General features: G+C 72.6%; 20 protein-coding genes and 1 pseudogene. 10 read left to right on the forward strand and 11 right to left on the reverse strand.

Annotation, left to right across the window (positions count from 1 at the left end):
- Positions 1-735 precede the first annotated feature (735 nt).
- The 3 genes and pseudogenes from ACTWPV_RS44320 to ACTWPV_RS44330 all read left to right on the forward strand — a co-directional run.
- Positions 736-963 (forward strand): annotated as a pseudogene (locus tag ACTWPV_RS44320) (hypothetical protein); the annotation flags it as partial.
- Between the two features lie 48 nt (positions 964-1,011).
- On the forward strand, positions 1,012-2,877 hold the full coding sequence (locus ACTWPV_RS44325; protein ID WP_443156407.1) for an SDR family NAD(P)-dependent oxidoreductase: 1,866 nt from the start codon (positions 1,012-1,014) through the stop codon (positions 2,875-2,877).
- 76 nt (positions 2,878-2,953) lie between these two features.
- Entirely contained in the window at positions 2,954-5,302 is a 2,349-nt protein-coding gene (locus tag ACTWPV_RS44330; RefSeq protein WP_443156386.1) for an MMPL family transporter, read from the forward strand.
- Here the strand turns inward: ACTWPV_RS44330 and ACTWPV_RS44335 are convergent.
- From ACTWPV_RS44335 to ACTWPV_RS44345, 3 genes are read right to left on the reverse strand one after another with little or no spacing between them, the layout of a single operon-like run.
- A complete protein-coding gene (locus tag ACTWPV_RS44335) occupies positions 5,280-6,197 on the reverse strand; it encodes an alpha/beta fold hydrolase (protein ID WP_443156387.1) in 918 nt (305 codons plus the stop codon). The two genes, ACTWPV_RS44330 and ACTWPV_RS44335, sit on opposite strands and share 23 nt — an antisense overlap.
- A gap of 7 nt (positions 6,198-6,204) precedes the next feature.
- Positions 6,205-7,251 (reverse strand): NAD-dependent epimerase/dehydratase family protein, encoded by a 1,047-nt coding sequence (locus tag ACTWPV_RS44340; protein WP_443156388.1) that lies wholly within the window; start codon positions 7,249-7,251, stop codon positions 6,205-6,207.
- Entirely contained in the window at positions 7,248-8,879 is a 1,632-nt protein-coding gene (locus tag ACTWPV_RS44345) for a fatty acid CoA ligase family protein (protein ID WP_443156389.1), read from the reverse strand. The genes ACTWPV_RS44340 and ACTWPV_RS44345 overlap by 4 nt, the downstream gene beginning before the upstream one ends.
- Positions 8,880-8,964: 85 nt before the next feature.
- Between ACTWPV_RS44345 and ACTWPV_RS44350 the strand changes: the two genes are divergently transcribed.
- Positions 8,965-9,165 carry a hypothetical protein gene (locus ACTWPV_RS44350; protein WP_443156390.1) on the forward strand — a complete coding sequence of 67 codons (201 nt, stop codon included), beginning with the start codon at positions 8,965-8,967 and terminating at the stop codon, positions 9,163-9,165.
- Positions 9,166-9,174: 9 nt separating this feature from the next.
- On the opposite strand, the gene ACTWPV_RS44355 is transcribed toward ACTWPV_RS44350, so the two are convergent.
- Genes ACTWPV_RS44355 through ACTWPV_RS44365 form a run of 3 tightly spaced genes read right to left on the reverse strand, consistent with a single transcriptional unit; the run spans position 9,175 to position 11,272 of the window.
- Positions 9,175-9,783: a hypothetical protein gene (locus ACTWPV_RS44355; RefSeq protein WP_443156391.1), complete on the reverse strand. Its 609-nt coding sequence runs from the start codon at positions 9,781-9,783 to the stop codon at positions 9,175-9,177.
- 14 nt (positions 9,784-9,797) lie between these two features.
- On the reverse strand, positions 9,798-11,027 hold the full coding sequence (locus ACTWPV_RS44360) for a beta-ketoacyl-[acyl-carrier-protein] synthase family protein (protein ID WP_443156392.1): 1,230 nt from the start codon (positions 11,025-11,027) through the stop codon (positions 9,798-9,800).
- On the reverse strand, positions 11,024-11,272 hold the full coding sequence (locus tag ACTWPV_RS44365) for an acyl carrier protein (RefSeq protein ID WP_347649430.1): 249 nt from the start codon (positions 11,270-11,272) through the stop codon (positions 11,024-11,026). Before ACTWPV_RS44365 ends, ACTWPV_RS44360 begins: the two co-directional genes overlap by 4 nt.
- Positions 11,273-11,500: 228 nt before the next feature.
- Between ACTWPV_RS44365 and ACTWPV_RS44370 the strand changes: the two genes are divergently transcribed.
- The 5 genes from ACTWPV_RS44370 (at position 11,501) to ACTWPV_RS44390 (ending at position 15,833) form a co-directional block, all read left to right on the forward strand.
- On the forward strand, positions 11,501-12,061 hold the full coding sequence (locus ACTWPV_RS44370) for a hypothetical protein (RefSeq protein WP_443156393.1): 561 nt from the start codon (positions 11,501-11,503) through the stop codon (positions 12,059-12,061).
- 297 nt (positions 12,062-12,358) lie between these two features.
- A complete protein-coding gene (locus ACTWPV_RS44375) occupies positions 12,359-13,633 on the forward strand; it encodes an extracellular solute-binding protein (protein WP_443156394.1) in 1,275 nt (424 codons plus the stop codon).
- Positions 13,634-13,857: 224 nt separating this feature from the next.
- Positions 13,858-14,286, forward strand: coding sequence for a hypothetical protein (locus ACTWPV_RS44380; RefSeq protein WP_443156395.1), 429 nt, complete (start codon positions 13,858-13,860; stop codon positions 14,284-14,286).
- A 212-nt stretch (positions 14,287-14,498) separates the two neighbouring features.
- Entirely contained in the window at positions 14,499-15,140 is a 642-nt protein-coding gene (locus tag ACTWPV_RS44385) for a cysteine hydrolase (protein ID WP_443156396.1), read from the forward strand.
- Positions 15,141-15,335: 195 nt separating this feature from the next.
- Entirely contained in the window at positions 15,336-15,833 is a 498-nt protein-coding gene (locus tag ACTWPV_RS44390) for a hypothetical protein (protein WP_443156397.1), read from the forward strand.
- Between the two features lie 65 nt (positions 15,834-15,898).
- On the opposite strand, the gene ACTWPV_RS44395 is transcribed toward ACTWPV_RS44390, so the two are convergent.
- Positions 15,899-16,624 carry an alpha/beta fold hydrolase gene (locus tag ACTWPV_RS44395; RefSeq protein WP_443156398.1) on the reverse strand — a complete coding sequence of 242 codons (726 nt, stop codon included), beginning with the start codon at positions 16,622-16,624 and terminating at the stop codon, positions 15,899-15,901.
- Between the two features lie 138 nt (positions 16,625-16,762).
- On the opposite strand from ACTWPV_RS44395, the gene ACTWPV_RS44400 reads away from it, so the two are divergent.
- Complete coding sequence (locus ACTWPV_RS44400) at positions 16,763-17,611, forward strand: helix-turn-helix domain-containing protein (protein WP_443156399.1); 849 nt, start codon at positions 16,763-16,765, stop codon at positions 17,609-17,611.
- Between the two features lie 368 nt (positions 17,612-17,979).
- Here ACTWPV_RS44400 and ACTWPV_RS44405 read toward each other — a convergent pair whose 3' ends face one another.
- From ACTWPV_RS44405 to ACTWPV_RS44420, 4 genes are all read right to left on the reverse strand, one after another.
- Positions 17,980-19,278: an aspartyl protease family protein gene (locus ACTWPV_RS44405; protein ID WP_443156400.1), complete on the reverse strand. Its 1,299-nt coding sequence runs from the start codon at positions 19,276-19,278 to the stop codon at positions 17,980-17,982.
- Positions 19,279-19,538: 260 nt separating this feature from the next.
- Positions 19,539-20,072 (reverse strand): pyridoxamine 5'-phosphate oxidase family protein, encoded by a 534-nt coding sequence (locus ACTWPV_RS44410; protein WP_443156401.1) that lies wholly within the window; start codon positions 20,070-20,072, stop codon positions 19,539-19,541.
- Positions 20,073-20,128: 56 nt separating this feature from the next.
- Positions 20,129-21,220 carry a serine hydrolase domain-containing protein gene (locus tag ACTWPV_RS44415; protein WP_443156402.1) on the reverse strand — a complete coding sequence of 364 codons (1,092 nt, stop codon included), beginning with the start codon at positions 21,218-21,220 and terminating at the stop codon, positions 20,129-20,131.
- A gap of 125 nt (positions 21,221-21,345) precedes the next feature.
- Entirely contained in the window at positions 21,346-21,795 is a 450-nt protein-coding gene (locus ACTWPV_RS44420; protein WP_443156403.1) for a DUF3052 family protein, read from the reverse strand.
- Positions 21,796-22,114: the final 319 nt, after the last annotated feature.

The following is a 22,114-nucleotide window of genomic DNA, read 5'->3' on the forward strand; positions in this document are numbered from 1 at the left end:
ACTCGCTCCTGCTGGCCGCGGCGGCCGGAACGGTCCCTGCCCCGCAGCGGCTCGCGCTCGACACCGCGCAGACCTGGATCGTCATCGCCGGCCACGCGAAGAACGACGCGGACGACCCGTCCCAGGTTCCAGCCCACGACCGCGCGCCCGCGCTCGCCGAAGGTCCGGCGCACGGGCACGCGCTGGCGGACGCGCTGGGGGACCTGATCGCCGGGCAGGGCCACGTCGAGCGGGCGGGCGCCGGAGAGGACGCGGCGCGGTTGCTGGGGCGAGTGCCGCAGGGGGCCACCGCCGTCACCTTCGTCCTCGTCGTGGAGAGCCCGGCCGGCCGGCGCGGCGCCGCCTGCCCGCCCGAGGCCGTCGTCGAGGAGATCGCCGGCCACATCGCCACCGTGCGCGCCGTGGCCCAGGCGTGCGCCCAGCTCCCGCCGTCCACAGCGGCGACGTTGTGGCTGGTCACGGACGAGTGCGCGGCCGTGCCCTGCCCCGGCCCCGGCGGCGGGGACACGCCGGTGGCCTCGGCCGTGTGGGGGGCGACCCGTACCCTGGCCAACGAGCAACCCCGCTTGACGATCCGGCGGGTGTCGGCGCACCGCGGCGGCGGCGCCGCCGAGCGGGTGTTCGGCGAGCTCGCCCGCCCCGGGCATGAGGACGAGATCGTCCTGACCGGGCAGGGCCGCTTCGTCCCCCGCACGCGGCACACTCCGGCCCGCCCGCCCCGGCCCGCCGAAGGCGGTGGCCACCGGCTGGCGGTGCGCGATCCCGGGCCCGCGTACCGCCTGGTCTGGGAGCCGCTGTCGCCGCCGTCGCCCGGGCCCGGCCAGGTGCTGGTCGAGCTGCGGGCGGCGGGCGGCGGGCCTGAACTTCCGCGACCTGGTCCACGCCGTCAACCTGCTGCCCGGCGAGGCGCTCGAAGGCTTCTACGGCGGCTTCCCGCTGGGGCTGGAGGGCGCCGGTGTGGTCGCCGCCGTCGGCCCGGACGTGACGGGCGTGCGCCCCGGCGAGCGCGTGATGACGGCGCAGGCCGTGGGCCTGGGCACCCACGCCGTCGTCCCGGCCTGGGCGATCATGCCGGTGCCGGGGCGCATGAGCTTCACCGAGGCCGCCTCCATGCCCATGGCCCACCTGACCGCCCATGCCGCGCTGCGCACGGCCGGCCGGCTGCGGGCCGGTGAGACGGTGCTGGTCCACAGCGGCGCCGGCGGCGTGGGGCTGGCGGCGATCCAGTACGGCCGTCGCGTCGGCGCCCGCGTGATCGCCACCGCCGGCACCCGCGCGCGGCGCGACTTCCTGCGCGCCCACGGCGTCGAGCACGTGTACGATTCCCGCAGCCTGGACTTCGCCGAGCAGATCATGGAGCTGACCGGCGGGCGCGGCGTGGACGTGGTGCTCAACTCGCTGATCGGCGAGGCGCTGATCCGCAGCATGGAGATCCTCGCGCACGGCGGCCGGTTCATCGAGATCGGCAAGCGTGACATCTTCGCCGACCACCGGCTGCCGATGCGTCCGTTCGGCAACAACACCGCTTTCATCGGCCTGGACGTGGGCACGCTCATCACCCAGGAACCGGACCGGTCGGCCCGCGTGATGGCCGAGCTGGCCGGCGATGTGACCGCCGAACGGGTCACGCCGCTGCCGCACACCGTCTATCCGGCCTCCCGCGTCGCGGACGCCTTCGCGGCGATGCGCCACTCGCGGCACATCGGCAAGATCGTCGTCTCGTTCGGCGGCGGTGACGAGTCCGTCCTCGTCGAGGCGGAGCCGCGCGCGCCGCGGTTCGACCCCCGCGGCACCTACCTGGTCAGCGGCGGGCTGGGCGGGTTCGGCGCGGCGACGGCCCGCTGGCTCGCCGCCCGCGGCGCCCGCCGTCTGGCGCTGGTCGGCCGGCGCGGCATCGACAGCCCGGAAGCGGCCGGTCTGCTGCGCGACCTGGCCGAGCTCGGGGCGGACACGCACGTGTACGCGGCCGACGTGAGCGATCGGGCGGCGATGACCCGCGTCGTCCAGGAGGCACGGGCGGAGGGCCGGCCGCTGCGCGGCGTCGTCCACGCGGCCATGCACCTCGACGACGGCCAGATCGGCGACCTCACCGATGACCGGATCGCGGCCGTGCTCCAGCCGAAGATCGCCGGGGCGCTGGTCCTCGACGACGTGACCGGACAGGAGGAGCTGGACCTGTTCCTGCTGTACTCCTCGGTCACCACCACGCTCGGGCACGTGGGACAGACGTCGTACGTGGCCGCCAACCAGTTCCTGGAGGCGCTGGCGCGCCGCAGGAGAGCCCGCGGCCTGCCCGCTCTGGCGGTCTGTCTGGGCGCGCTGGCCCAGACCGGCGTCGTGGCACGCGGCGCGGGCGACAGGCTGGCCGCGTTCGGGGTCGAGGCCATCAGCCCGCGGGAGGCGTTCACCGCGATCGAGGACATGCTCGCCGGTGGAGCGGACGTGGCCGGGGTGGGCCGCTGCGACTGGAGCCGGCTGCGCCAGGTCCTGCCCGCCCTGGACCGGCCGCGGATGTCGCCGGTCATGCCGGCGTCGATGCGGCAGGAGGACGTCAGCCCCGAACAGATCGCCAGGGAGCTGGAGGCGATGGACGCCGGTGAGGGGCTGGCCTACCTCACCGAGCACATCCCGCGGATCCTGGCGTCGATCCTGCAGATGCCGGCCGAGCAGATCGCCCACGATCGCAAGCTGGAGGACTACGGGATGGACTCCCTGATGGGCGCGCAGGTGCTGGCCTCGCTTCGCCACCAGTACGGCATCGACATCCCGCCGATGGAGATCCTGCGCAGCGGCGGCACGGTCGCCGACCTCGCCGGTCTCGTCCTGGAGCGGCTGCGGCCGCAGGCGGCCCGGGACACGGCGGCGCCCGGCCAGTAGAAGCCCTAGGGGAAAGCGCAGGAGAAGGACCGCCGCCCGCAGGTTCCGGGCGGCGGGAGGAGGAAGAGGAGCGCTCATGCCGGTTGGTGTCCGTCGCCGCCGTTCCCGCCACGGCGGCGCGGCCGTCTCCCCTGCCGGCCTCTCCCCCGGGCCTTCCGGTTCTCAGCCGGACGATCCCGGCGCCGGCTCCGCCGCGCTCGGCAGGCTGGGCCGGGCGGCGGCCCGCCGTGGACGGCTCGTCCTCGCGGTGTGGCTGCTCCTGGCCGCAGGGTCGGTGATGCTGCTGCCGGGCCTCATGCAGCGGCTGGCTCCGCCCTCGCTGGAAGTGCCCGGCTCCAGGTCCGCGGCGGCCGCGGCCATGATCGCACGCGGGCTCCCTGAACTGGGCGAGGAGCAGATGCTGCTGGCCTTCTCCTCGGCGCGCCTGGACGCGGGCGAGCCGCGCTTCCAGCAGGCGATGGCCGCCACGGTGGACGCGCTGGCCGCCCGCCCGGACATCGGCGCGCTGCTGCCGCTGCCGGAGATCGACGGCGGGCATCCCCGCCACGCCTACGTTCTGGCCGGCGTGCACGGTGACGAACTCACCCGTCAGCGGAATCTGCCCGCCCAGCTCGCGAGCGCGCGGCAGGCGGCCGGGGACGCGTCGGCGGGCGCGGTCGGCGTGACCATCCTCGGCGTCAGCCGCGCCTTCGGGCAGATGGCGCACACCGACATGGCCGACCTGCGGACGATGGAGGCCGTGACCATCCCGGTGGCGGCGCTGCTGCTGGTGTTCGGGCTGGGGACGGTGGGCGCCGCGGTCGTGCCCCTGGTGGTGGGCGGTGCGGCGATCACGACCGGGGCGGGCGCGCTCGCGGTGGCGGGCACGCTCGTGCCCGTCGACTCGACCATGCTGACCTACACGGTCACCATGTCGCTGGGGTTGGGGCTGGACTACACGCTGCTGATCCTGCTGCGTTACCGCCAGGCCCGTCGCGCGGGTCTGGCGCCCCCGGTGGCGGCCGGACGCGCCGCCGCCACCGCGGGCAGCACGGTGGCCTGGTGCGGAGCCGTCGTCGCCGTCACCTCCTGCGCGCTGCTGGTCGTCGGCGTCCCGTGGGCGCGTTCCCTGGCGCTGGCGGGGATATTGGCCGCGAGCGTCACCCTGGCGGCCGCGCTGACGCTGGGCCCCGCGCTGCTGGCCCGGGTGGATCGCCGGCTGGAGTGGGGCAGGGTGCCGAGGTGGCGGGCCGGGCGCGGAGCGGAGCGGCCCGCGTGGGCGCGCGGTGGCGAGCATCTGACGAGGCGGCCCGCGTGGCTGCGCGGCGCGGAACATCTGATGAGGCGGCCAGGCTGGTACGCGGTGGCGGCCACCACCGTGCTGCTGCTGGCCGCCGCGCCGGTGCTGCATCTGCGGCTCGGGCTGCACTACGACCGGGGCGCGCTGGCCGGCACCGACATCGGCGCGGGCCTGGCCGAGCTGGAGCGGGACGGGGTGGCCGGGCTGACCGCGCTGGCGCTGCCGCACCCGGACGGCGCCGCCCCGGTGGACACCTTCGCCTTCGGCCAGGCTCTGCGGGCCGACCCGCGGGTGTCGGTGGCCACCGTGCTGGACAACGGCAGGGATCTGACGGTGATGCTGGTCGCCGGCAGGCCCGCCCCGGACAGCGACGCCGGCGCCGCCTTGCAGCAGGACGTGTACGCCCTCGCCGGGCGCCTGCTGCCCGCCGGTCAGCAGGTGCTGGCCACCGGGCCGGCGGCGCGGCTCGCCGACCTGGCGGAAGGCGCGCTGGGCGGACTGTGGCGGGTGCTGGCGGTCGTGCTGCTGGCGTCGTCCGCGCTCCTGCTGATCGTCTTCCGCAGCCTGCTGATCCCGGTGAAGGCGCTCGCCATGAACCTGCTGTGCGTCTGCGCCGCCTTCGGGCTGCTCACCGTCGTCTTCCAGGACCTGGGCGGGCAGGGCGCCGACATCAACGTGCTGTTGCCGCTGGTCGTCTTCACCATCGTCTTCGGCCTGTCCCTGGACTACGGGGTCTTCCTCGTGCACCGCATCGCCGAGCACTACCGCCGCGGCGGCGACAACACCGCCGCCGTCCTGCACGGGCTGCGGCACACGGCGCGTCCCATCACGCTGGCCGCCGCCATCATGGCCGTCACGTTCGGCGGCCTGATGTTCACGCGGCGGCTGGACTTCCAGCAGGGCGGGTTCGCGGTGGCGGCGGCGATCGTCATCGACGCGACCATCATCCGGATGGTGCTGGTCCCGTGCCTGATGCGGCTGCTGGGGCATCGCAACTGGTGGCTGCCAGGAACGCGGGTCAGTGCCCGGTCAGGGCGGCCCGGGGTGAAGGGGCCCGGCGCAGGGCGTCCGGTGGGAAGCGTCCGGGGCGAGGACCCGCTGGACGGCGTCCGGTCCGGGCCGGTCAGCGGCGCAGGAAGGCGCTGATGGCGGGGACGAGCCGGTCGTGGGCGTCTTCGAGCACGTAGTGGCCGGCATCGCGGAAGGCGTGGATCTGGGCGCGGGGCAGGCGCCGTCGCCACTCGCGCAGCATGAGCGGGTCGAACACCGGGTCGCGCATCCCCCAGCCGATCAGTACGGGCCGGTCCGCGAAGCCGGCCAGGCACTCCCCCGCCCGCACCAGCAGCGGCCAGGATCGGTGGCCGGGGCCGAGCGGGATGTCGTGCACGAACCGCTGGACGGCCAGCCGGTTCCCCTGGCGGTCGCCGGGGGCCAGGAAGGCGGCCCGCACGTCGGAGGGCAGCCGGTTGCGGACCCCGAACGGCGGCAGCGTGGCCAGGCGGGCGAAGGCGTGGTGGCGCAGGAACAGCCGCTCACCCAGGCGGGTCTCACGCAGCAGCCACAGCGGCAGCCGCAGCGCCGGCCGTACCCTCGGGCCGTGCGGGTTGGGGAATGCGGCGCTGTTGAGCACGACCAGCCGGGCCACCCGGCCGGGGTGGCGGCCGGCCCAGGCCATGCCGATCGGGCCGCCCCAGTCGTGCACCACGAGCGTCCAGCCATGGTCCGGTGCGCCCCGCTCGGCGACGAGGTGGGCGGTGAGCGCGTCGAGGTCGTCCACGCGGGAGGCCAGGGTGTGGGGATAGCGGTCCTGGCCGGGCTTGTCCGACAGGCCCATGCCGATGTGGTCGGGCGCGACGCAGCGGTGCTCGCCGCGCAGCGCCTCGATCAGCCGCCGCCACAGGTAGCTCCACGAAGGGTTGCCGTGCAGCATGAGCACGGGCGCCCCGTCGCCCTCGTCCAGGTAGTGCTGGCGCAGCCCGTCACGGGCGAACCAGCGGGAGACGAAGGGGTAGCCGGGCAGGCTCGGGACGTGGCCGGGCATCGGGACCTCAGGGCTGGATCGGTGGTACGGGCGGGCGTGCGGCGCGATCGCCGTCCGGGTCCGCGGCGTGGGCGGACAGGTGGGCGGCGAGCCTGGCCAGGCCCTCGGCCGTGCTGACGCGCGGCACGTAGCCGAGATCGCGGCGGGCGGCGGAGACGTCGAACCAGTGGGAGGTCGTGGCCTGGACGGCGGCGATCCGCGTGACGGGGGGCTGCGAGCGCGTGCGGGCGAGCCGGTAGCCGTATTCGACGACCGCGGCTCCCATCCGGGCCACGCCGGCCGGGACGTACCGGGTCACCGGCGGCAGGCCGGCCGCGCCCAGCAGGCCGTTGACCCAGGCGGCGACCGTGATGGGCTCGTCCTGGGTGATGAAGTAGGCGCGGCCGGCGACCGGCGAGCCCGGGGCGAGCACGTCCAGGGCGAGCAGGGTGGCTTCGGCCGCGTTGCCGACGTAGACCGTGTCGATGCGCTTGCCGGGGGCGCGTGGCAGGATGAGCCGGCCGCGGCGGGCCTGGGCGACGAGCCTGGGCAGGAAATGCGGGTCTCCCGGCCCCCAGATGAGGTGCGGGCGCAGCGCGACGGTGGCCAGCCGCTCGTTGCCGGCGGCCAGCACGATCCGTTCGGCGATCGCCTTGCTCGCCGGGTAGTGGGCCAGGAAGCGGCGGGCGTAGGGGGCCGACTCGTCGACGCCCTCCAGGTCGCCTCCGTCGTGCACGACGCTGGGCGAGGAGATGTGCACCAGCCGGGTGACGCCGGCCCGCAGGCACGCCTCGATCAGGTTCGCCGTGCCCGCCACGTTGATCGACCGGTAGGCGTGGGCCGGTCCCCACATCCCGGCCAGGGCGGCGCAGTGCACGACGGCCTCGCAGCCGGCCACGGCGGCGCGTACGCCGTCCGGGTCACGGATGTCGGCGGCGTGCTGGACGACGCCGAGCGCGTCCAGCTCCGGGTGGCCGCGGCGGCCCAGCGTCGAGACGTGCTCGCCTCGCGCGGCCAGCAGCCGGCACACGGCCTGGCCGAGGAATCCGCCGCCGCCGGTCACCAGCACCTTCACCGCCCGTCACCGCCCAGCTCGCGCGCGGCCCAGCGGGCCAGCAGAGGGCGGCGGATCTTGCTGGCGTGCCGGACGTCCATGGGGAAGCCCGGGTGGGCCAGCACGTGCCCGATGCCGCCGATCGCGGCGGCCCGCACCCGTTCGACGATCTCGCGACGCTCGCGCCCGGGGGTGCCCGGCTCGCACTCCACGCACAACACCGGGCGCTGGCCGCCCGGCGGCCCCACCCCCACCAGCGCGCTGCGGTGCACGCCCGGCAGCGCGTTGACGATCGGCTCGACCTGGTCGGTGTACATCTCGCCGTCGGCGGTGCGCACGCGTTCGCTCTTGCGTCCCGCGAACCACAGCCGCCCCCGCTCGTCCTGCCAGCCGAGATCCCCCATGCGGTGCACCGGCTCGCCGTCGTCGTCGATGCGGGCCAGCGCGCTCTCGCGCGGGCGCTTCAGGTACGGGTCGCTGACCGCGGGGCCGGCCACGGTGATCTCCCCCACGGTGCCGGCCGGCACCGACAGATCATCCGACCAGCGCGGGATCGCCTCGTCGGTGATGCCGATGACGCGGACCCGGTTGCCGGGCAGCGCCGAGCCCAGGCAGGTGCCGGCGCCGCGCGCGGTGTCCGCCGCCGTGCCCGCGAGCTCGGCCGCGTCCGCCACGGCGACCAGCAGGCATTCGGTCGCGCCGTACACCGAGCGGACGTCGGCGTGCGCGGGCAGGCACCGCTGGGCGCGCCGCAGCACCGAGAAGGGCAGGGGCGCGCCGGCGGTGAGCACGATCTGGAGGCTGTCCAGGACCTGTCCGTGGCGCGCGCAGTGACGGGTGAGCCGGTCCAGCAGCGCGGGCGCCGCGAACAGGCCCCGCACGCCGTGGGCGGCGATGGAGGCGGCCATGGCGGCCGGGTCGGTGCGTCCGGGACGGCGCAGGTCGAGCCGCGGGATGACCGAGGCGCACCCCATTGCCGGCGCCGCCACCGCGAACGGCAGGAAGGTCGAATACACCGTGGCGCCCGGCTCGAGCGCGCCCAGGTGCGCCAGCAGCTCGGTCTGCCCGGCCAGGTGCCGGTGGCGGTAGGGCACTCCTTTCGGCACGCCGGTGGAGCCGGAGGTGAAGGCGATCAACGCCAGATCGTCGGCGTACGGCGTCCGTGGGCGCGCCGCGGCGACCGGCGGGGTGCCGGCGTGGAGGCGGCGGATGCGGGCGAACCACAGGGCGTACGTGGCGAACGTGACGGTGGTGGTCACGCTGCCGCGAGCCCAGCCCAGCAGGAGCCGCGCCAGATGAGCGCGCGGAACCGCGATGAACGCCTGGACGGCGGCCTCCTCGAGGCAGGCGCCGATGGCGCGCGCCCCGAGCCCCGGGTCGATCAGGACGGGTACGGCCCGCAGCCGGAGCAGCGCCAGCACCACCGCGACCAGATCCCGGCCGGGCGGGATCATCACCGCGGCCCGCGTCCCGGCCGTCACCCCGGCGCGGGCCAGCCTGGCCGCCGCCTCGGTGATGAGCTCGTCGAGCCGCCCGTAGGTCAGCTCCTCGGCGCCGCGACGGCGATCGACGCGGCAGGCGACCGTGCCGGGCCTGGCGCGCGTCCAGTGTTCGGTCATCGCCACGACGTCGAAGAGCGGGGTGGTCACGCCTCACCTCTCACAGCTCGTTCTGGATCACTACCGTATAGTAACTCTATGTAGTAGGACATTACTTACAGTGAATGGATTCGCCATGCGCCGCCTCATCACCGTCCTCGCCTCCACAGCCGCAGGAAGCGCCCTCATGGTCGTCACGGCAGGGCCCGCCCTCAGCGTCTCGATCATCGACTGCATGCTCGGCACCGGCGTGGTCCTGCCGAGCCCGACCAGCACGAGCCGCATGACCTGCTACGGCGGCACCTTCCACGGCTCCCCCGTGAGCGGGATCGCCTGACGGGCGGGCTCAGCAGGGCACGGCTTCCAGGAAGGGCATGGCCTTGGGCAGCCCGCCGCCAGGGAACCGCAGAGCGGGCGTCACCCCAGGCGTCACCACTGGCGTCACCGCCGGCTGGGGCGGCGTTGGCTGGGGCGGCGTTGGCTGGGGCGGCGTTGGCTGGGGCGGCGTTGGCTGGGGCGGCGTTGGCTGGGGCGGCGTTGGCACCCCGACGCGCGGCGCCGCGCCGGCGGCGCGACTGACGACCAGACCCGGCGCGACGATCCTGGCCCAGGCTCTGGCGATGGCGTCGACGGGAACGTTGATGCAGATCTTGCCCTGCCCCACTTCCAGCTCCTCTTCCTGATCACCGGGCAGGGCATCGGGCGGGGCGTCGAGCGGGGCATCCGCCGACGGGAGCCCGGTGCCGGCGACGACAGGCCGGGGCGTCGCGGCGGGAACACCGGCGACGACCGGACCGGCCGGCGAGGGCACGATGCCGGGAACACCGGCGGCGACCGGTGAGGGCGTGGCGACGTCGGCGGCGACCGGACCGGCCGGCCCACCGGCGAGCAGGACGGCGAGCGGGAAGGCGGGCAGGACGGCGGCGGTGACGCCGGTGAGAGCGGAGATGCGCACGACAGGTCCTCGGGTCAGCACGGCGAGAAGATCAGGGCGGCGTTGTGGCCGCCGAAACCGAAAGAGTTCGACATGACCGGCCGCGGCGGCATGGGCCGCACCCGGTCGACGACATCGACGTCGCACCGCGGGTCCACGTGCTCGAGGTTGGCCGTGGGCGGGATGGCACGTTCCTGCAGCGCCAGCACGGCCGCCACGGCCTCGATGGCGCCCGCGGCGGCGATGGCGTGCCCGGTGACCCCCTTGACCGAGGTGACCGCAACCCTCGCCGGGCCGAACACCTCGTTGATCGCCTGGGCCTCGGCCACGTCGTTGAGCGGTGTGCCGGTGCCGTGCGCGTTGACGTGCGCGATCTCCTCCGGGGCCAGGCCCGCGTCGGCGAGCGCGGCGCGCATGCAACGGGCCGCCCCCTCGCCCTGCGGCGACGGCGCGGTGAGATGGTGGGCGTCGGAGACGGAGGCGTAGCCGGTCAGCTCGGCGTAGACATGGGCGTCGCGGCGCATGGCGTGTTCGAGGTTCTCCAGGACGACGAACGCGGCGCCCTCGGCCAGCACGAAGCCGTCCCGATCACGGTCGAAGGGCCGGCTGGCACGCTCAGGCGCGTCGTTGCGCTGCGACAGGACCTGGCAACGCCGGAAGCCCAGCAGCACCGTCGGAGTGATACAGGCCTCCGCTCCACCGGCGATCGCCACATCGGCGTGCCCGCCGCGCACCAGGCGGCCCGCCTCGCCGATCGCGTGGGAGCCTGAGGCGCAGGCCGTCTCCACCGACAGGCTGGGACCCTGGATGCGGTGGTGAATGCTGATCGCGGCGGCCGCCGAGTTGTGCATGGCCATCGGCACACACAGCGGGCCCGGATCGCCGCGTCCGGAATGCTGCCCTCCGAGCATGACCGCCTCGTCCGTCATCCTGCCGCCGAAGCAGGTGCCGGTCACCACCGCCCGGCGCTGCGGCGGCGCTCGCAGGGCGCCCGCGTCGGCCAGAGCGTCGGTGGCGGCGCAGAAGGCCAGCTGAGCCATCCGGTCGAGCCGCGACGCCTGCTTGGCGGGCAGGTACGCCTCCATGTCCAGGTCGGCGATCTGGCAGGCGAAGCCGACGCCCAGCCCTTCGGTGTCGAACGAGGTGATCGGGCGGGCGGTGGACCGGCCGGCCAGCAGCGTGTTCCACACCTCCTTGGGGTGGGCGCCCGCCGGAGTACGCACCCCCAGGCCGGTCACCGCGACACGAACCCCGGGCACGCTCACACCGATCCCCTCAGCAGCAGGCGGGCCCTGGCGATCACATCGCCTACGGTCCGCACGTCAGCGAGGGTCTCGCGAGGCAGCGGCCCCCACCTGTCCTCCAAGGCCACGTGCAGCTCGGCCAGATCCAGGCTGTCGGCCTCCAGGTCCTCACGCAGCAGCGCGTCCACGGTCACCCGGCCCGGGTCGACCTTCAGGATCCGCACGCAGTGCTCCCGCACCACGGTCGCGATGTCGTCCTCACCCACGATGAAACTCCCTCCCCCAGGGCACAGTCAGCGCTCGTGCCACCCAGCGTCGCCCATACCGCGACAACTGATCACTTGTGGCACGGCGTGCGCCGTTAAGAAGTCGATCAAGTTTTCCCGCCAGGCGCCGCGCTCGCCGCCCCGCAGCACGCCCCCTCCTATCGTGGGCTCCACCTAGGAAGATCACCGAGCGCCGCACACCGGCCACCACCAGGACAAGGAGACGACATGCCCGTTCACCCGCTCATGCGCGCAGGCGCGGCCACGGCCGCGGCGGTGGCGATGACGACGGCGACCACATCACCCGCCGCGGCCACCGCCCGGCAGACCCTGCTCACCTGCCAGGTCTCCACCACCACCGAACGCCCCATCACGTTCGCCCCGCCGGTCAGGTTCCTGCCGGACACCGTCACCGCCCAGGCCAGGCTCGCGCTGACCGGCTGCACCGCCTCATCGCCCTCGGCCGCCGGGATGCGCTCCGGCGTCATGACCGTGCGCAGCACCGGCCGCGCCTCCTGCGCCGGCGCGCAAGACATACACGGCAAAGGCAGCATCACCTGGTACGGCGCCGACGGCCGGCGAGCCGGCGTCTCCACCCTGCGACCATCGATGGAGAAGCTGACCGGCCACAACCCCGGCGACATGCTCCTCAGCGGACGGGTCAGCAAAGGAGCGCTGGCGGGCAGCAAGGTTGCCGGCACCGCCACCCCGACCTCCAACATCAGCATCTGCGCCACCAAGGGACTCAGCACCGTCCACGGCACAGGAAAGATCACCTTCTTCGCCTGACCACCAGGGTCCGGCCGCACGGTGACCCCGCCCCACCGGCACGCGCCGCGCGGGCCAGCCGTCGCCTGCGGCCGGACTCCCCCTCAGCACTCCGGAAGTCCCCACACCGGCGCCCACCGGACCGCACCGCGCAGCACGGCCTGCGGCCCCGAACACCGGCGGCGCTGTGTCGCGAAACCCCCTACCTCCCTTACCGATCATCGCGCTAACGTCAGACCTCAGATCCATGCCACGGGCACCGCAGTGCCGAGAACGTTCCTTCCACCCCCAGCAGAAGACCCCAAGGAGGAAAGAGCCGTGAGCTCTGGCAAGAAGATCTGGTCGGCGGCCCTGCTCGCCACCGCCATGCTGGCGGTCACCACGGCCTGCGGCGGCGGCGAGAGCACCGACGACGAGGTCAAGCTGCGCTTCGCCTACTGGGGCAGTGACGCGCGCCGCGAGATGACCGAAGCGGCGATCGCGAAATTCGAGGCGAAGAACCCGACCATCGACGTCGAGGGCGAGATCTCCGACTTTCCCAGCTACTACGAAAGGCTGGCCACCCAGGTCGCGGGCCGGGACGCGCCCGACGTCATCACCCTGGAAATCCGCGCGCTACGCGAATACGCCGAACGCGGCGCGCTGGCCGACCTGGCCTCCAAGGTCAGCGCCGCCGACATCGACGCCAAAATACTGGCGACCGGCGTCGTCGACGGCAAGCAGTACGCCATCCCCACCGGCGTCAACTCCTTCGCGATGGTGATCAACTCCGCCCTGGTCAAGCGCGCCAGAGCCACGCTCCCCGACGACAGCTCCTGGACCTGGGAAGACTTCGTCGAACTCTGCTCCAAGGTCACGACCGGCACCGACGGGAAGATCACCGGCACCCAGCTGACCTGGAACCCCGCGTACCTGCAGATCTACGCCGCCCAGAAGGGCGAGCAACTCTACGCCGGCAACAAGATCGGCGTGTCCCCCCAGACCCTCGAAGACTGGTGGGCCATCACGCAGGACCTGATCAGGACCAAAGGCTCCCCCAGCGCCGACAAGAGCTCCGAACTGTACGACGCCGGCATCGAACAGACACTCATCGGCACCAACACCGGCGCCACGAGCATGATCTGGAGCAACGTCCTCGGCGCGGCCGCCAAGGCATCAGGCCAGGAACTCGACCTCGTGCGCATGCCGAAGATCGAAGGCGCCACGACCAGCGGCATGTTCCTGCAGCCGGCCATGTTCTACACCGCCTCCTCCAGGTCGGAGCACGCCGCCGAAGCCGCGAAGTTCATCGACTTCATGGTCAACGACGCCGAAGCCGGCCAGAACATCCTCAGCGACCGCGGCCTGCCCGCCAACGCCAAGGTGCTGTCCGCCGTCAGCGCCAAACTCCCGGAGGCCGACCAGAAGACCCTGGCGTTCGTGAACGAAGTCCGTGGCGAACTGGCCGACCCGCCCGCCGCCCCTCCCAAGGGCTCCAGCGCCATGGAAGGCATCCTCAGGCGCTACTCCGAGGAGGTCATCTTCAACCGGATGCCCCCCGACGAGGCCGCGCAGAAACTCATCACCGAGGCCAACGCCCTGCTCGCCGGCTGACCGCCGCCGCGCACCCCGCCGGCCAGCGGGCCGGGAGGGTGCGCGGCGATCCAGTTCGACGCGCTCAGCGCACACCGCACCACCCGGCGCGAAGTCGCCTCCTGGGGCCCGGGAGACCGGGGCGCCGCTCCCGCGCCGCCGAGTCCTCGCGTTGAACCCGCGGCCGCCGGCGCGCGTACCTGGACATGGTCTCTCCACCGCCGGACCCGAGAAAGGTGCGCGAGATGAAGCATCTGCGAATCATTGCGGCATCCAGCCTGACCGTCCTGGGCGTGGGCCTCGCCGTCTTCACGATCTTCGCTCCCGCACCGAGCAGCACCGCGACCGCCCATCACCACCCGACCCGACCCGTCGCGGGCGAACCCCTCCCCGGCGCCGGCCTGGACCGCATCCTCGCCGCCATCGAGTGTGACCGGCCGTCGGTCCAGGTCGATGCGAGCGAACTGCGCCAGGTGTCCTGCCGAACCGGCGCCGGCCGCTACGTCGTCATGACCTTCACCACGCGAGAGAACCAGGACGCGTGGTACGAAGGAGCCCGGGCCTACGGCGGGACGTATCTCGTGGGCGACCGGTGGACCGTCGTCTCCGATCCGAAGCTCCTGGCCGAGCCTCACGCTCGACTCGGCGGCCGCATCGAAAGCCACCAGCACTGATCGTACGGCCTGACCGGTGATGCTCTGTTTTCATCGCTGAATGCGGGAGTCGTTACCAGAGCGGGCGGCTTTACAAAGTAGAGCACAGATTTCCGGGGCGTCCCGAGTATGCGGCAAACGGCATTTGAACCGGGCTTACTTGATTCTTGTGAATGATGGGCACAAGCCTGTTCCTGGGTTGCTCTCATCGTCCCAGGCAAGGAGCGGATGTCATGTCCCAGGTGTACGAGCCCCGCCACACGGCCGTGCTGCTGGTCGATCCCTACAACGACTTCCTGTCCGAGGGCGGCAAGGTGTGGCCGCACGTGGAGTCCGTGGCGAAGCAGGTCGGGCTGCTGGACCACCTGCGCTCCGTGATCGCCGCCGCCCGAAGGACCGGCATCCGGATAATGATCGTTCCGCACCGCCGCTGGGAGCCGGGCGACTACGAGACCTGGGATCACCCCAACCCGACGCAACGCGCCATCATGAAGCGTCACAGCTTCGCCCGCGGGACCTGGGGTGGGGAGTTCCACCCCGACTTCCAGCCGCAGCCCGGCGACGTCGTGGCGCGGGAGCACTGGGCGCAGAGCGGGTTCGCCAACACCGACCTCGACTTCCAGCTCAAGCAGCACGGCATCACCCATGTCGTGCTCATCGGCCTGCTGGCGAACACCTGCATCGAGTCCACCGGCCGATTCGCCATGGAACTCGGCTACCACATCACGCTGGTGCGCGACGCCACCGCGGCGTTCCTGCCCGAGATGATGCACGCCGCACACGAGCTGAACGGCCCCACCTTCGCCCACGCCATCACCACCGCCGACGAGCTCGCCGCCGCATGGTGCATCTCGCCGGCCGCCAGGACGGCCTGACCAGTACGTCACCGCGGACGACCGGGCCGTGTGGTCCTGACCGCGTCCGCCGTCGGGACCGCCCGCGGAGACCGGACATCGACCGGACATCGACCGGCCATTTCTCAATATCGGGCGCATATGCCGGTCCGAGCAGGAGAACGTCGCTAATGTTCCTAGCCGTACATCACCCTGTCCGGCAAGGAAAGATGAACCATGAAGAAGAATGTGCTGGTAGCGAGCGCGCTGACCGCCGCGGCGGCCATCGTCGGAGTCGGCGCGCCCGCCGCTCAGGCGGAGGCCGGGACGGTGCCGCTGGTGCGTTATTTCGACGGGCTCAAGCACTATGTCACCAGCGGCGCCCGGCCTGGCACGAAATATCGCGAGGAAGGACGGGTGCCCATTCTCACCAAGAAAGAGCCGGGCACCAAGGCCATCTACGGCTGCCTCTCCGGAAACGCGAAGCGCGACCAATTCCTGTCCGGCGCGGCCGACTGCGAGAACAGCGTCAACCCCTCGGCCAAGCGGCACGCCAAACTGCGTACCGAGGGTTATCTCTTCACCAGCCCCGGCCCCGGCAGAAGGGCGCTGTACCGCTGCTACGTCCCGCACACGCAGAGCCACTTCGTCTCGCTGAGGCCGGACTGTGAGTCGAAGCCGCCCACCTCGAAGGTGAACAAGGAGTTCGTCCTCGGATACTTCCCCCACGCATAGGGAGCGCCCCGGCCGCGCGTCGCGCCGTCATCGCCGCGCGGCCGACCGCGGTCAGGAGAGCCGGGTCAGCCGAGCTTGAGCAGCAGATCGGCGAGCTCGGCCGGCATGGTGATCATGCAGTCGTGGCCCGTCTCCAGTTCCCACACCTGCGCCGGGGTGCCGTTGGGCTGTGTCGCCGGGACCGGCCGCCGCTCGATGCCCTCCGGCACGCCGGCCACGCAGTGGATGTGGGTCCGCGCAATGGTGCGCACGGCCGGGTCGTCCAGCCGGACCGGCTGCTGGAGGCAGAGCACCGGCTGATCGGACAACATCGCCCGCAGCCACGCCACGTCCGCCGGGTCGGTCACCCCGAACAGGCCCAGGGGCGGCGGCAACTCCGGCATCGGCGGGATCCGCCAGGGCGCCGCGGACTCCGCCGCGCCGTCGATGAGGGCCTGGGTCACAGGCTGCACGTCCACCGCGCTCTCGCCGTCCTCCGGGACCATCGCGTCGAGATAGACCAGATGGGAGATCCGATCCGGGATCCGGTTGGCGGCGGAGGAGATGACCAGCCCGGCGTAGCTGTGCCCCACCAGGATCACGTCGCTGAGGTCCTGCTCGATGATCAGCTCGACGACGTCGTGGACGTGTGTGTCCAGCCCCACCTCGGGACCGAGCAGATGCGCCCTGTCGCCGTAGCCGGTCAGCGACGGCGCCAGCGCCCGGTGCCCGGCCGCGGCCAGCAACGGCACCACCCGTTCCCAGCATTGCCCGCTGTGCCAGGCCCCGTGCACCAGCAAATATGTAGACATGGTGTAGCTCCTTGCCGTGTCACCGCTGTTCGTACGGAGACGAGGTTTCCGCTTGCCGGCCGGCGGAGCCAGGGTCCCGGCGATCCTGGGGGCGAGGGGACCAGGCACGCGCGAAGGCGCGCGCACTACTGTGGCGGCATGAGCGACGAATCCAACCTTCTGGGCGACTACGTACGCGCCCGCAGGAAGCTCGTCACTCCCGAACAGGCCGGCATCTCCTCGGTGGGCGTACGGCGGGTGCCCGGCCTGCGCCGGGAGGAGGTCGCGATGCTCGCCGGTATCAGCGCCGACTACTACCTGCGCCTGGAGCAGGGTCGCGACCGCAACCCCTCCGCCCAGGTCCTCGAGTCCCTGGCCCGCGTGCTGCGGCTCGACGACGACGCGACCGCCTACCTGCTACGGCTGGGGACGGAGGGACCTCGGCGGCGACGGCGGCCCAGGAAGGAGTCCGTTCCCGCGGGTGTCGCCAAGCTCGTCGGCACGCTCGCGCTGCCCGCGTACGTGGAGGGCCGCTACTTCGACGTCCTGGCCGCCAACGCGCCGGCGACCGCTCTGTCACCGCGACTCGTGGCGGGGCGCAACCGCCTGCGGGACGTGTTCCTCGACCCCGCCGAGCAGGCCCTGTTCCCGGACTGGAAGGACGCCGCGCAGGGCATGGTCGCCGGCTTCCGCAAGTCCGTCGGCACCGACACCGACGACCCCAGGTTCATCGAGCTCGTCGGCGAGCTCTCCCTCGCCCACCCTCACTTCAGCAGGCTGTGGGCCCGCCACGACGTGAACACGTGCGACGGCGCGTTCAAGCACCTCGACCATCCCCAGGTCGGCGACCTGTGGCTGAACCGGGAGAGGCTGGGGGTCAGCGGCGCGCCAGGTCAGACGCTCGTCATCCTCCACCCGGATCCCGGCACCGACAGCGCCGACAAGCTGGCGCTTCTCGCGTCCATCACGCGCACAGCGGAGACCCCGCCTCGTCCGGACCCGTGCTGAACTCCTGCGCAGCCTCGGCGTGGACGAGCCGGTCGACGCCGCCGCACCCCTGAGATCGCGTCAGGTTGCTCCGGGCGCGTGGAGTGTGCGGCGAACGGCGTCGCGGAGCCAGTGGTGGGCTCCGTCGGCCGCATGGCGGGGGTGCCAGGCCATGCCGATGGTCAAGGGCGGCAGCAGCAGGGGGATTCACGTGGTCGATGGATCCGACCTCCAGATCGGTCCGGCCCTCGCAGAGAGCCGGACCGGCCTCCAGCTCCTCTGCCTGGAACCGGAACGAGACGCCCGGCGCCTCCTGCCGGGCCAGGCGCAGCAGTCCGGGGGCCAGCGCCGCACCACGGCGGCGGCTGACGCCCGAGCGGTCACGGTGATCAGCGGGCCTTGCCGCGGGTGACGTAGAGGTTCATGTCGGTGAAGTCGGTGGTGACGGTGTAGGGCTTGTAGAAGCAGTGGGCGAAGTGGCCCAGCACGTCGAAGCCGTGAGGGCTGAGCGGCAGGTGCGGGTCCGAGTAGCAGTAGACGTTTTCGGCGACGGCGTCGCCCAGGCGGAGCTCGTTCGGGTAGCACGGGTAGGCGACGGCCGGCTGGCTGTGGGCGAAAGTCTCGATCGGGCGGTCGTGGTCGACACGGACGTCCAGCAGCTCGGCCGCTGGCCCGTGCAGGCCCGCGGCGATCTCGCCGACGCCGCCGAAGCCCACGCCCAGCACCCGGGTGCCGGAGCCGGCGATGCTGCCCCTGCTGAACGTCTGGTGCTCACGGGCCAGATACAGCGGCAGAGGCTCGGTGCCCGCCCGCACCGCGGCGGCGCGTACCTTTCTGGCCGTTTCGGGGGTCTTGCGGCGCAGGATGAGCGACCGGCCGGCGTAGTCGAAGGTGGGCAGCAGGTGGTAGAAGACCCACATGCCGATCATGCCGTCGCTCCGCGCGTCGACGTCGTCGCCGGACTCCGACTCCAGCCAGGCCACGGGGACGTTGCGCAGCTCCATGCCGCCGACCTCGAACGAGGCCAGCACCCCCACGTTCCGCCATGCGATGCCGCCCAGGTGATCGATCTGCTTCCTGGCCATGGCGCTCACCCCTGCTTCCCTGGCCACCGACGCCGACAAGCTCAGTGCCGGGGCGCCGGTGTAGAACTGGAAGCGCTTCGCCGACCCGCCATTGACCGAGGCTTCGACCAGCGGAAACGGGTCCATCTGCAGCCAGGGCACCTGCGTGGTGTCGCCGTGGATCTGGTACGGCTCGCCGCGGACCGCCGCGAACCAGGTGGCGTTCAGCTCGTTGCCGGCCGCCTTCCAGTGCGGTGCGGACAGGGCGAACTTGTCCTGCCGGATGTAGCAGTCGGCGAGGTACTGGTTGGCCTGCCTGTCGTCGGGCGCCAGCTCGATGGCCATCGTGAGGTATTTCTCGGCCGCCGGGAACCGGTTGGACAGCAGCGCGATGAAGCCGCGCCGGCGGGCCGCGTGCAGATTCGCGGGGTCCGTTCCGAGGATCTCCTCGTACGCGCGGGCGGCCTGGTCGAACTCCCCGGCCTTGAACAGCGCGTCCGCGTCGGCGCCGCGGGCTCGCGCCGTTGCCGTCCCGCCCAGCAGCGGCGCGACGGCGGTGGCGCCGGCCAGCAAGGCGGCACCTCGCAACACCGAACGCCGGTCCCACGCTCCAACATCAGCCAAGGCCCTCTCCTCGATCATCTGACCTCTGTCCAACGGACGGTCACAGCGGCCCAGGCGGGGCCGCGGCGCGCCGCCGAGTGTCAACAGCGCACCGCGTGAACTCGCCCGCCGGTCAACTCCACCCACTGTCGACCGGCCGTGTCCCCGCCCGGTCCGCGCCGTGTCATCGTCGTGTCACCGTCGCGGCTGAGTGGCCCGGCTGGCCCGGCTCACGGCCGGGCCAGGCGGACGGGGCGCCGCGAGGCTGCGGGGGTGTGCTCTCAGCGCCACTGGTAGCGCGTTTGGGACGATCGGCTACCGGTGGCGAAGGCGAACGCCTTGTCGGGCTGGATCTGGTAGAGCTGAACATCTCCGGTCCGGATGGCTCCGCCCAGATGATGCCAGGTTCCGTCCTCGCGGGTGAGCTGCCAGCCATAGGCCTGTTCGAACGCGGTCGCCACGGCTTGCCTGGTGGCCTGGTCGGTGACCAGGCTCGCGGTGCCTTCGATGACGTAGTCCATGCCGGTCAGGGTGCCGGTCCCGGTGGTCAGCGCGCACTGCGGGTTGGCGCTGAGGTTCCTGGCTTTCTGCTCGTTGTCGCCGGTGGTGAACCACATCGCGCCGAACGCCCAGATCGCCAGCAACGGTGTCACGTGGGGGCGGCCGTCCCGGCGCACCGTGCACAGCTGGAATTTCTGGATCCGGCGCAGTGCCCACTCCGTCTCCTCCCACGGCGTCGGGCCGGCGCCCGGTGAGGAGAACGGACCGAGGCTGGTCTGCGGCGTGGTCGAGTCGCCGGCCGTAGAAGTGGACAAGATTCTCTCCTTGCGATCGTCGTGAGCTCCGCCCCGGCGCGGGCCGCGGTGACAGCTCAGCGGGTCCCGGCGAGATGCTCGGCCAGGATCGTGGTGACCGACAGCGCGGTGTCGAAGTTCGGGACGAGCCGGGTTTTCGTCAGCGCGAAGGCGACTCCCCTGGCGGGATCGGCGTAGGCGTAGCTGCCGCCGCCGCCCGGCCATCCGAGTGCCACGGAGTTCTCCGCGGCAGGGGCACCCATCCTGCCGATCGGGAAGCCCAGCGCCATCCGCGCCGGGGTGCCGAAAACCTGATCCGTACCCTCGAACGCGAGCGCGGACAGCCGCGCCAACCGGGCAGGGTCCACGAGCTCGCCCCGCAGCACGGCGTCGAACATCGCGGCAAGACCGTGCGCGGTGGCGGTCCCCACCGACGGGATGTCGGCGCGCAGGATCTCGCCGTTGTTGCCGACAACGGCACTCGGCCGGCTCTCCCACGGCGCGAGGATCGCATCACCGCCGTCCGGGGCGGCAGGCCATTGCCGCGCCCGCTGTTCCAGGCGCGCCAGCCCCGGCAGCGATTCCTTCGGAGCGGCGAAGTAGAGCTGCCCCTCGATACCCAGCGGCACAGTGATCCACTCACGCAGCAGCTCGCCCATGGACCGCCCGGTCGCGCGGCGGGCCAGCTCGCCGACGAGATAGCCGAAGGTGTAGGAGTGATAGCCCACGGCGGCGCCCGGCCGCCAGCGCGGCTCGGCGGCGGCCAGCGACTCGCACACCCTGGACCAGTCGGGAAGCTCGGCCGGGGTGATCTCGCGCGGCATGGCCGGAAGACCGACCGTGTGGGTCAGCACGTGCCGCAGTGTCGCCGTGGCCTTGCCGTGCACGCCGAACTCGGGCCACAGGTCCGTGACCGGGCTGTCGTACGCGAGGCACCCATGCGCGACGAGCAGATGCGCCAGCGTGGCCGTCACGTTCTTGCCGGTGGAGAAACTGAAGATCGGCGTACCGGAGGTGATCGGTCGCCCGGTGGCCGGGTCGGCCGTGCCCGCCACCGCGTCGACGATCAGCGCGCCGTCCTGATAGACAGCCACCTGCACGCCGGTCTCCGCGCCGGTGGCGACCAGCGTGTCGATATGACGCTGGATCCGGTCCTGTACCTCGCTCATCGCATCCTCCCCACTCGCCGGCCACGCGGAGAAATCTTCCGGAGGTAGACGGCCGGCGGAGGGAGAACTCATCGGTCGAACGCGCCGCGGCACCCGCACAGCGGGCTGGTTTCTCCTCCGGCGCCTCAGCGCCTGGTCCTTCGCGAGGGCGGCCACGTCAGCCTGATCGCCCGCCGGCCGCCACCGAGACTGACGCCGTGGGTCCGGACGAGTCCCGCGGCCGGCACGGATCCGGCGAGCTCATCCGGCAGGACATAGCCGTCATGGCCGGCCTCGGGAGTGACGACCCAGATCCAGCCGGCGTCGGCGAGGTTGCCCATCGCGTCCATGAGGGCGTCGACCAGGTCGTCGCCGCCTCCGTCGCCCGCGCGCCAGCACAACAACACGACGTCGACGACCTCGTCGGCGCTCTCGTCCAGCAGTTCGCCGCCGCACCGTTGTTCCAGCGCGGCTCGGACGCCGTCGAGCCAGGCGGCGGCCTCCGGGGCCGGGTTCCTCGTCTGGACGGCCATCCCCCGCTCGATGCCGAGCAGATCGGCGATGCCCTCCTCCATCGCCTCACCGGGCACCGCCACCACCTCCTCCCGTGCTGCTCCCGCCGCCACCGTGGTGCCCGCTGGACGAGCCGCCGGGATCGCGGTCGCACGGCTCCGACGGGGCTTGACGCGCCCGTCGCCGCAAGCCTGCATGCCGACGGCGCGGCGTCGGCCCGTGCCGGAAGGTGGTGTTCCGGCACGGGGCCCGCTCAGCGTCGTCAGACCTCTTCGACGCTGCTCGGCTCGCGCCGGGACAGGTCGATTCCGAGCTCCTCCGCGGCGCGGAAGACGTCCTCGTCGGTGTCACGCATCTCGATGGACATGCCGTCGCTGGAAAGCACCTCGACGTTCAGGCACA

It is taken from the genome of Nonomuraea sp. KM88 (assembly GCF_052245635.1).
Taxonomy (GTDB): Bacteria; Actinomycetota; Actinomycetes; order Streptosporangiales; family Streptosporangiaceae; genus Nonomuraea.